Raw genomic sequence first — 10086 nt, 5'->3', positions numbered from 1 at the left:
GATCTCTAAAAATGAATGGGTCGTTTTGGTGGGATACTTACAGATTCACCCCTTATCCGCTATCAGTCACATCGTTAGGTTAACGTCTTTATGATGCGAAAAATAGGAGCTGGCGCACAGGGATAACCGCGCCAGAGAAAACTCCACTTGAATAAAACGACGTAAGCATAAAATGGCATCAGATAAAAATAGGCTAACGTTGTTGATACGTTATATCGGTATCACGACAAAATATCACTGTAGAAAACACGCAGGCATTAATGCTGACAGCCATTCGTTGATGGTAATAGGCGGGCTATATAATAGACATACAGCACCGCATATAAATAGAAACGTCACTGCTATGGCAGGTTACTCGGGGCTGTATTTTCTGGATTTACTGCCTTGGTGAGTGGTGCCATTTTTCGGTCTTTAATCGGTTTTATATGGTTGTAAATGAGGGCGACAACAAAGAATAAAGCTTGAATAATCACGATGCATGGGCCTGTTGCACCATCAATATGAAAACTGATTAACGTACCTAAAACACAGGCGACCACTGAAACCAGTGTCGCGACAACCAGCATTTGATCAAAACTACGACAAATCATAAAGGCGATAATACCCGGCGCTATCAACATGGCGATGACGAGAATAACGCCAACTGCCTGCAATGACGCGACGATAGTCAATGCCAGTAAGCAAAGTAAACCGTAATGCAAAAATTTAACGGGTAGCCCGATAACCCGAGCATGGTTTGGATCGAAACAGTACAACATAAAGTCTTTACGCTTTAGTAACACCACCAACAGCGTGAAACCCGCGATCCACAGAGTTTGTTTCAGTTCTATCAGCGAAATCCCCAGCATATTACCGAACAAAATGTGGCTGAGATGCTGGTCAGTATCTATACGGGAGAACAGCACTAAGCCAAACGCGAACATGCCAGAGAAAACAATCCCCATGACAGTATCTTCTTTAACCCGGCTGTTTTCTTTTAAATAGCCAGTTGCCACCGCACAAAATATCCCTGAGACAAAAGCGCCGATTACCAGAGGGATACCAAGCCAAAAAGCCAGAACAATCCCTGGCAGCACAGCATGAGAAATAGCATCTCCCATTAGTGACCACCCTTTGAGTACCAGATAGCAAGAGAGTATAGCGCAGACTACGCCAGTGACGATTGCCGCGACAATTGCCCGCTGCATAAAGGGGTAGGTGAATGGCTCACTGATCAAGCTGAACAGCATATTCATAGGTTATCCTCCGGAAGATGAACCGGCGGATGACGACGTTTCAAACGTGTGCGGTATCGGGTTGCCAGTAATCCGTGTTTGGGTGCAAAAAAGAAGGCCAGCAGGAATACCAGTGTCTGTAAGGTGACAATAACGCCACCGGTTGCCCCATCCAGATAAAAACTGAGATAAGCGCCAAAAGCACTGGTAATAGCCCCAATTGCAATGGCGATAATGAGCAAACGGCCGAAACGATCGGTAAGTAAATAGGCTGTTGCCCCCGGAGTGACGACCATGGCTATCACCAAAATGGCCCCCACGGTTTGTAAGGCGGCTACAGTACAGGCACTCAGTAGCGTAAAGAATAAAATTTTTAAGCGCAGTGGGGATAAACCAATTGACATGGCGTGGCTTTCATCGAAAAACACCGCTAACAAATCTTTCCAGATCAAACATAAAATCACAAAAGAAACCAAAATAATGATTTCCACCTGCAAGACATCTTCATCAGCAATACCCAGAATATTACCGAAGATGATCGATTGAACATTCACCGATGTGGGGTTGAGTGAAACGATCAAAAGCCCGACAGCAAAAAAGGTAGAAAAGATAAAACCGATGATGGCATCTTCACGTAGGCGGGTAATGTGGCGCACTAGCGTCATTGACAGTGCGGCAAGCATACCAGTAAAGAAAGCGCCAGCGGCATAGGGAAAACCAAGAGCATAAGCCCCAGCAACCCCAGGGACGACTGAGTGTGATAATGCATCACCCATCAGCGACCAGCCTTTTAGCATCAGGTAGGCGGATAGAAAAGCACAAACTGCCCCTACAATCGCACTCACCCAAATGGCTTTGACCATATAATTATAATTAAACGGTTGCAGTAAAAGTTCCAGCATCAGGAATTTTGCTCCTTTGACTGGCTTTGTGCAGGTGGATCATTTTTAGTATGACCATAAAATACCGCAGGGCGCTCATCATCAGTTATCACGGTGACGGTGCGCGGGTCATTATCATCATGCAGTGCCGTCCCCGAAAGATTGATATGGCGCAATACTCCGCCAAAGGTCATCTCGAGGTTTTTCTGGGTAAATGTCGTTTCAGTCGGGCCAGCAGCCAGCACCGTCTGATTAATCAGGATGACGTGATCACAAAATTCCGGCACGCTGCCTAGGTTATGAGTTGAAACCAGAATCAGATGGCCTTCGTCACGTAGAGCTTGTAGTAACTCAATAATGGCATTTTCAGTTTTGACGTCAACGCCGGTAAATGGCTCATCCAGTAGTAAGAGTGTGCCTTGCTGGGCAAGGGCTCGGGCCAAGAAAACACGTTTTTTCTGGCCACCAGACAGCTCACCAATTTGCCGTGAACGCAATGCCGTTAATCCAACTCGCTCAATGGATTTATTTACAATGGCTTTGTCTTCACGACTGGGAATTCGTAGGAAATTCATTTTACCGTAACGGCCCATCATCACGACATCTTCCACAAGCACGGGGAAGTTCCAATCTACATCCTCTGTCTGTGGTACATAAGCAATCGTATTTTGCTTTAATGCATGACTAATAGGTTTGTGACTTAGCTCCACTTTGCCCACACTTGGTTTGACTAACCCCATGATGCTTTTGAATAGGGTCGATTTACCGCTGCCATTAACACCTACCAGTGCACAAATCGTCCCACCCGTTAGTGAAAAACTGGCGTCATAAATGGCAGTATGACCATTGTTATAAGTGACAGTGACGTTATCCACTACCAGCTCAGGGCGGACAAAAACAGGGTGACTCATTGACCAAATCCTTTAGCGATAGTATCTACAGTCATGTTAATTAAACTGATGTAAGTGGGGACCGGGCCTTTTTCACCCGACAGAGAATCAACATATAGCACGCCGCCATATTGTGCACCGGTTTCTTTACTCACTTGCTTGGCAGGTTTATCGGAAATGGTGCTTTCACTAAATACCACTGGAATTTTATTTTCGCGAATAATATCAATCACGTGCCTAACTTGTTGTGGCGTGCCTTGTTGCTCTGCATTGATTGGCCATAAGTAAACCTCTTTAAAACCATAGTCTTTGGCAAGATAACTAAATGCCCCTTCACTGGTCACTAACCAACGCTGTTCCGCAGGAATACGGGCTAAGCGCTCACGTAGTGGAGCATCTAGCGCCTTAATTTTTTCAGCATAGGCTTGTGCGTTACGGTTATAAGTTTCTGCATGAGCGGGATCGTGTTCAACTAACGCTTTACGGATATTCTCAATATAAATCAGTGCATTTGATGGCGACATCCAGGCATGCGGGTTTGGAATACCGCTATAGGGACCTTCACGGATAGGCAGTGGTGTAATACCTGCGGTCACGACGGTAGAAGGGACATCTTTAATATTTTCGAAGAACTTCTCAAACCAACGCTCCAGATTCATGCCATTCCATAAGATAAGGTCTGCTGACTGCGCTTTTACAATATCTCGCGGGGTAGGTTGATAGTCATGAATCTCTGCGCCCGGTTTGGTTATTGATTCCACCACGGCAGCATCACCGGCGATATTTTGTGCAATGTCCTGAATAATTGTGAATGTAGTCACAACTTTGAATTTCTTGGCGGTATCGTTGGGATTATTTTCTGCTAGTACAGCGGTGCTGATCAGCGATGAGAATGCGACAATTGTAAACAGGGCTGCAGCCCGTAGAAAAGGGGAGTTTAGTCGTTCTATCATTTTGAGATAAGGACTTTTTTTCTTAATTAACATCACGATGTTCTCTTTTTCTAAATGAAAATGATTATCAATATCATTAATGGTGAAGTCAAGCCTTCCTATACAATAAACTAAAACTTACCAATAGTTACTTAATATAGCCTGATCATTATGTTGAATATGGACAAACTAGGCCAAAAAATCTATTTGGGCGGAGTGACAACTTGTATATGCTACAAAACGGCTTATCAGCACGGGGAATACTGTGAATTCAAAAGTCGGTTGCCTAATGGCAATTTTATTGTTGGCGGGGTGTGCTAAACAAACCCCACCACCACAAGCGAATAACGGGTGGCTGAAAAAAACGCCACAGGGCAATTCTCTTAACGTACCGAAAAGCAGTACCGGTTCAACTACCGTTGCTTATAGCGACGTCATTAAACAAGCCGCGAGCCATTACGGCGTTGATGAAACACTGATTAAAGCGATTATCCAGGTGGAATCTGGTTACAACCCGGATGTTGTGAGTACATCCAATGCAGTAGGCTTGATGCAGATTAAAGCCTCTACCGCCGGGCGTGATGCGTACCGGATGAAAGGGCGCAATGGTCAACCGAGTTCGCGCGAGCTAAAAGATCCAGTGAAGAATATTGATATTGGTGCTGCTTATATCAACATTCTACAAAATCAGCAGTTAGCGGGGATCAACGACCCGCAGACATTACGTTATGCCACAATCGTTTCTTATGCGAATGGCGCGGGTGCTATGCTGCGGACTTTCTCATCAGATAAACGTCTGGCAGTCAATAAAATTAATAGTCTTAGCCCAAACGAATTTTATCAGCATATACAAAAGAAGCATCCGGCGGCACAGGCTCCACGTTACTTGTGGAAAGTGGATACAGCTTACCGGGCGATGTCAGAGTAATGCTAAAACGCTAACCGATGTAGCTTATGGATGGTGTAACATCGGCTAGCGTTTACTTTAAATTTTACGGTAAGTTACTTTTTTATTTTGCTTTGAAATTATATTTACTGAGTCTTGATATTTAAGCTATGACAGGTTGATAAGTTGAGATCAACTCTAATACGCCATTAATAATAAATTGCACACCCATACATACCAGTAAGAATCCCATCAAACGTGAAATTGCTTCAATGCCGCTTTTACCAACCCAGCGCATAATTGCTCCTGAGCTGAGTAAAGATCCCCACAGAATCAATGAGACGCATAAGAATGTGATTACCGGTGCGATGGCCAATACCCATGGAGCAAACATTGTCTGGTCTTTCATGGTAGCGGCGGAGCTGATGATCATCGCAATCGTACCAGGCCCCGCAGTACTCGGCATTGCCAGCGGTACAAAGGCAATATTGATGGATTTCCGTTTTTTCAAATCCTGGGATTTTGCCTCCAATTGAGTATCTTCAGCTGATTGTTGCGGAAAGAGCATACGAAAACCGATAAACGCGACAATTAAGCCGCCAGCGATGCGCAGACCGGGAATAGAGATACCAAATGTGCTCATGACGACCTGACCAGCATAAAACGCGATAGTCATGATAAAGAAGACATAAATTGCCGCCATTAACGACTGATTATTACGCTCCTCTCGGGTCATATTACCGGATAGCCCCAGCAATAAGGCCACCGTCGTTAGTGGATTTGCCAATGGCAGCAGCAATACTAATCCTAAGCCAACCGCTTTAAATAATTCGAAAATACTTAGCATGGATCCTACTCCGCAAATAACATCAATCAAACCCGAAAAAAACGATATCAGGCAATGGCTCATACGCCAGCTCAACTTACGTGTGTGGAGTATTATCACGGAACCTAGCCACTTTACGCGATACTCTGGGTAAAAGGCTATTTTGTCCTTATTCACGGTAGTTTAGGTTGCGGAGAGTGTTGGTGATCGTAGCCGACATTATCAGACAGGCACATAGTTATGTGATACAGATCAAATGTCTGGCGGGCAGTGGTTGGTTCAACGCCCTCTATCCAGAATAATTATGTCAGCATCAGTTTTTATGAGGAGTAGGATTTTGTGCATTTGTGATATTAGCGTTGAAGATGAGTATGTTCGCCAACCATTATCAGCTTCTGTAGCTTGGGTGTTGGATACGCAAGCCGCACGTGCTCGCGGCCGTCTACGTTTTTTAAAACCGAAACGAGAAGTTCGCCCCCGTTGGCGTTTAGCCCCGCTCAAAGATAGTTATGAGATTCGCTTTTATCCTAAGCGGCTACCTGAATTATGGTTTTTCAGCGCGGAGAATGCAGCAAGAAAAAGACTCTGATGCTGTGCAAGATTGATCTTATCAAGATAAAAAGGTTCAAGTCCGTTTGGCAATCGATCTGACAAAAATATATTCATTTAGCCAGAAAATAAAACGCCCCGATTGAATGAACAATCAGGGCGACGTTTCAGTAACCATTGCTACACGGAAACGGAAATTTATTATGGGCACATCCTGTAGAAATAGCAATACACCCAGCGCTACTCAAAAGCAATAGGCGGTAATGTAAATCATTTTTGGCTGAATTATGTACATTTACGAAACTTATACAAACACGGCGTACTGAGTCACGAGTATGATGTAGACATGATTTTTCTCTCAATGGCTTGGCCTGCGTTATTCATCGCCACATGGATAAATTTCGCCAAATAATGGCCCTTAATTGGGTCGATGTCATAGCGTCTTTGGGCTGTAATACCATGGGGTTTACGTCAACAATCATGCTTATCCAATGACCATTGGAATAGAATTGAGAATGCAGGTAAAGCTGACAATGCCAGATACAGTTGATGCTGCATTTATCGAGACTCTACCTGCTGTGGGATTATTATGATTGCAGAGGAATGGTCTATCGCAAAAATTAAAGTATTTGCGACAATAAGTTTTCTGTCAGCATTGTTGTGTATGACACCTATACTTACTTGGCGCTATTCAGAGGAGGAATCTTCTTCCAATACCTGAAACGGTAGGCTTCTCTGCAATATTTATCATTGAAGCGACCGTTTCAGTTTGAGTTACTTACGGAATACCTAGTTGTGTACTATCCAATTTTGCGGCACAAAAACTTGCCTTTTATTACACCATCAAAAAAACGGCCTTTCGAAACGGCAGACATAAAGTTTTGATGAGCACGTTCAGGGACACCAAGATACTGATAAGTCCCTTGTTCACGAAATTGTATCTCCAGCATGCGATTATCAGGATCATAACCAATCGACAGAATTCTGGAGGATGAAACAGGTTGTCGCTGCAATTGTTGCCCCTCGGTTGTACGGTATTGATATTAAGGCGATTATAGAGCTATTGGAGAATGATAACTTTGTCGGTGATCATTATCATTGATTGATGCATGTATCAATGAGGCACGTTCATTGCTTACTGTATCTTAATTTTATACTAGCGTCAGGTTACCGATAAACCGTTATGCAGGATAAAAGGGGATAGTGTTTCTCATTGTATTAAGTAGTGATAATATAGCTACCACTTTTTATGACGCGATCTGGGTCACAAATTCAGATTGTGTACCAAGTTGTGTGCCAATTTAACAAGCGTGGGTTAAATTGATAACGCAACCCACTGAAATCAAACAATAATTATGTCTTGCATGTGATCTGTCGTGAGGGTCACCACTGCAGATAAGGAATTAGAATGCCTGTTATTACCCTTCCTGACGGTAGTCAGCGTCACTATGACCATGCCGTTTCTGTCCTTGATGTTGCTCTTGATATCGGCCCTGGCTTAGCAAAAGCCTGCATTGCTGGTCGGGTGAATGGTGAACCGGTCGATGCCAGTGATCTGATTGAATCCGATGCCCAATTGGCTATTATCACCACCAAAGATGCTGAAGGCTTGGAGATTCTTCGCCATTCCTGCGCGCATTTGCTGGGACATGCTATCAAGCAACTCTGGCCAGATACCAAAATGGCTATTGGTCCAGTTATTGACAACGGTTTCTATTACGATGTTGATATCGATCGTACTCTGACGCAGGAAGACTTGGCACTGCTGGAAAAGCGGATGCATGAGCTTGCCGATAAAGATTACGACGTGATCAAGAAAAAGGTCAGTTGGCAAGAAGCCCGTGATACTTTTGCTGCTCGTGGCGAAGATTATAAAGTGGCTATTCTTGATGAGAATATCAGCCGCGATGACCGCCCGGGTTTGTATCACCATGAAGAATACGTTGATATGTGCCGTGGTCCCCACGTACCGAATATGCGTTTCTGCCATCACTTTAAATTGCAGAAAACTTCCGGTGCCTATTGGCGTGGCGACAGCAAAAATAAAATGCTGCAACGTATTTACGGCACAGCTTGGGGTGATAAGAAGCAACTGAATGCTTATCTGCAACGTTTGGAAGAGGCGGCGAAACGCGACCATCGTAAGATTGGTAAGCAACTCGACCTCTACCATATGCAGGAAGAAGCACCAGGCATGGTGTTCTGGCACAACGATGGCTGGACAATCTTCCGGGAATTGGAAACCTTTGTGCGTATGAAGCTCAAAGAGTATCAATATCAGGAAGTGAAAGGCCCATTTATGATGGACCGCGTACTGTGGGAAAAAACCGGGCATTGGGAAAACTACGCCGAGCATATGTTCACGACATCTTCGGAGAACCGTGAGTACTGCATTAAGCCAATGAACTGCCCCGGACACGTACAAATTTTTAATCAAGGATTGAAATCTTACCGTGACCTGCCGCTGCGTATGGCTGAATTTGGTAGCTGCCACCGTAATGAACCTTCGGGCGCCCTGCATGGCTTAATGCGTGTGCGTGGTTTTACTCAAGATGATGCCCATGTCTTCTGTACCGAAGAGCAAGTCCGTGATGAAGTAAACAGTTGCATCAAGATGGTGTACGACATGTACAGCACTTTTGGCTTCGAGAAGATTGTCGTCAAGCTATCTACCCGCCCTGAAAAGCGTATTGGCAGTGATGAGTTATGGACACGTGCTGAAGACGACTTGGCGGCAGCGCTGACTGAAAATGGTATTCCGTTTGATTATCAGCCGGGCGAAGGGGCGTTCTATGGCCCGAAAATTGAATTTACCTTGCATGATTGTTTGGATCGTGCGTGGCAGTGTGGTACCGTACAGCTCGATTTCTCATTACCGGGCCGCTTAAGTGCGTCTTACATCGGCGAAAACAATGATCGTCAGGTGCCGGTAATGATTCACCGGGCTATCTTGGGTTCAATGGAGCGTTTCATCGGCATCTTAACCGAAGAATATGCGGGCTTTTTCCCAACTTGGTTAGCTCCGGTACAAGTCGTGGTGATGAATATCACCGATAGCCAGTCTGATTATGTTCAGCAAGTGACCAAAAAACTGCAAGATGTGGGTATTAGAGCAAAAGCAGACTTGAGAAATGAGAAGATTGGCTTTAAAATTCGTGAACATACGTTGCGTCGGGTTCCATATATGTTGGTCTGTGGCGATAAAGAGGTCGAATCAGGCAGAATTGCTGTTCGTACTCGCCGCGGTAAAGACTTAGGAAGCTTAGACGTCAACGTGGTCGTAGACCAGCTGCTAGCAGAAATTCGCAGCCGTAGTCTTCATCAACTGGAGGAATAAAGTATTAAAGGCGGAAAACGAGTTCAACCGGCGCGTCCTAATCGCATCAACAAAGAGATTCGCGCCACAGAAGTTCGCTTAACAGGCGTCGATGGTGAACAGATTGGTATTGTCAGTCTGAATGAAGCTCTTGAAAAAGCCGAGGAAGCTGGTGTTGATTTAGTAGAAATCAGTCCGAATGCCGAGCCGCCAGTTTGTCGTATTATGGATTACGGCAAATTCCTCTACGAGAAGAGCAAATCGACAAAAGAACAGAAGAAGAAGCAAAAAGTCATTCAGGTCAAGGAAATTAAATTCCGTCCTGGTACCGATGATGGCGACTATCAGGTCAAACTACGCAACCTGGTTCGCTTTCTGGAAGATGGCGATAAAGCCAAAATCACCCTGCGGTTCCGTGGGCGTGAAATGGCGCACCAACAGATCGGTATGGAAGTGCTTAACCGCGTCCGTAAAGACCTGTGTGAAGATTCTGATTTGGCCGTTGTTGAGTCCTTCCCGACTCGTATCGAAGGTCGTCAGATGATCATGGTGCTCGCACCTAAGAAGAGACAGTAAGGCATTCAAGTAACAG

At 44.7% G+C, this 10086-nt stretch carries 10 protein-coding genes and 1 pseudogene; 4 read left to right on the top strand and 7 right to left on the bottom strand.

All coding sequences use genetic code 11. From position 1 onward, the window contains the following. Positions 1-66: 66 nt before the first annotated feature. The 5 genes and pseudogenes from AC971_RS21835 to yfeA all read right to left on the bottom strand — a co-directional run bounded on the left by AC971_RS21835 (position 67) and on the right by yfeA (position 3971). Positions 67-274, bottom strand: a pseudogene (locus AC971_RS21835) (hypothetical protein). Between the two features lie 67 nt (positions 275-341). After that, positions 342-1235 carry an iron/manganese ABC transporter permease subunit YfeD gene (yfeD, locus tag AC971_RS06330; RefSeq protein WP_025384069.1) on the bottom strand — a complete coding sequence of 298 codons (894 nt, stop codon included), beginning with the start codon at positions 1233-1235 and terminating at the stop codon, positions 342-344. Continuing rightward, positions 1232-2116, bottom strand: a complete 885-nt coding sequence (gene yfeC / locus AC971_RS06325; protein WP_025384068.1) for an iron/manganese ABC transporter permease subunit YfeC — start codon at positions 2114-2116, stop codon at positions 1232-1234. Before yfeC ends, yfeD begins: the two co-directional genes overlap by 4 nt. After that, complete coding sequence (gene yfeB / locus AC971_RS06320) at positions 2116-3006, bottom strand: iron/manganese ABC transporter ATP-binding protein YfeB (protein WP_025384067.1); 891 nt, start codon at positions 3004-3006, stop codon at positions 2116-2118. Before yfeB ends, yfeC begins: the two co-directional genes overlap by 1 nt. Continuing rightward, positions 3003-3971 carry an iron/manganese ABC transporter substrate-binding protein YfeA gene (gene yfeA / locus AC971_RS06315; protein ID WP_025384066.1) on the bottom strand — a complete coding sequence of 323 codons (969 nt, stop codon included), beginning with the start codon at positions 3969-3971 and terminating at the stop codon, positions 3003-3005. Before yfeA ends, yfeB begins: the two co-directional genes overlap by 4 nt. Positions 3972-4182: 211 nt before the next feature. On the opposite strand from yfeA, the gene AC971_RS06310 reads away from it, so the two are divergent. Next, entirely contained in the window at positions 4183-4845 is a 663-nt protein-coding gene (locus tag AC971_RS06310; protein WP_025384065.1) for a transglycosylase SLT domain-containing protein, read from the top strand. Positions 4846-4966: 121 nt separating this feature from the next. On the opposite strand, the gene AC971_RS06305 is transcribed toward AC971_RS06310, so the two are convergent. After that, on the bottom strand, positions 4967-5650 hold the full coding sequence (locus AC971_RS06305; RefSeq protein WP_025384064.1) for a MarC family NAAT transporter: 684 nt from the start codon (positions 5648-5650) through the stop codon (positions 4967-4969). A gap of 316 nt (positions 5651-5966) precedes the next feature. Between AC971_RS06305 and AC971_RS06300 the strand changes: the two genes are divergently transcribed. Next, positions 5967-6218, top strand: a complete 252-nt coding sequence (locus AC971_RS06300; RefSeq protein ID WP_025384063.1) for a hypothetical protein — start codon at positions 5967-5969, stop codon at positions 6216-6218. A 760-nt stretch (positions 6219-6978) separates the two neighbouring features. Here the strand turns inward: AC971_RS06300 and AC971_RS21825 are convergent. Then, the gene (locus AC971_RS21825) at positions 6979-7191 is read right to left on the bottom strand and encodes a KTSC domain-containing protein (protein ID WP_002216696.1); all 213 of its coding nucleotides are present in this window, start codon (positions 7189-7191) and stop codon (positions 6979-6981) included. 395 nt (positions 7192-7586) lie between these two features. On the opposite strand from AC971_RS21825, the gene thrS reads away from it, so the two are divergent. Together thrS and infC are read left to right on the top strand one after the other, a co-directional pair. Then, entirely contained in the window at positions 7587-9515 is a 1929-nt protein-coding gene (gene thrS / locus AC971_RS06295; RefSeq protein ID WP_025384062.1) for a threonine--tRNA ligase, read from the top strand. 3 nt (positions 9516-9518) lie between these two features. Continuing rightward, positions 9519-10070, top strand: a complete 552-nt coding sequence (gene infC, locus AC971_RS22785; RefSeq protein WP_071825515.1) for a translation initiation factor IF-3 — start codon at positions 9519-9521, stop codon at positions 10068-10070. The last annotated feature ends 16 nt before the right edge of the window (positions 10071-10086 follow it).

This window comes from Yersinia similis, from assembly GCF_001053095.1.
In the GTDB taxonomy this organism is placed as follows: domain Bacteria; phylum Pseudomonadota; class Gammaproteobacteria; order Enterobacterales; family Enterobacteriaceae; genus Yersinia; species Yersinia similis.
Note: the sequence above shows the minus strand (reverse complement) of the source record. Positions and strands in the feature narration are given on the sequence as shown.

Coding starts and splice junctions, on each gene's coding strand:
- yfeD (WP_025384069.1), bottom strand. CDS start 1,235: ATGAATATGCTGTTCAGCTTGATCAGTGAGCCATTCACCTACCCCTTT.
- yfeC (WP_025384068.1), bottom strand. CDS start 2,116: ATGCTGGAACTTTTACTGCAACCGTTTAATTATAATTATATGGTCAAA.
- yfeB (WP_025384067.1), bottom strand. CDS start 3,006: ATGAGTCACCCTGTTTTTGTCCGCCCTGAGCTGGTAGTGGATAACGTC.
- yfeA (WP_025384066.1), bottom strand. CDS start 3,971: ATGTTAATTAAGAAAAAAAGTCCTTATCTCAAAATGATAGAACGACTA.
- AC971_RS06305 (WP_025384064.1), bottom strand. CDS start 5,650: ATGCTAAGTATTTTCGAATTATTTAAAGCGGTTGGCTTAGGATTAGTA.
- thrS (WP_025384062.1), top strand. CDS start 7,587: ATGCCTGTTATTACCCTTCCTGACGGTAGTCAGCGTCACTATGACCAT.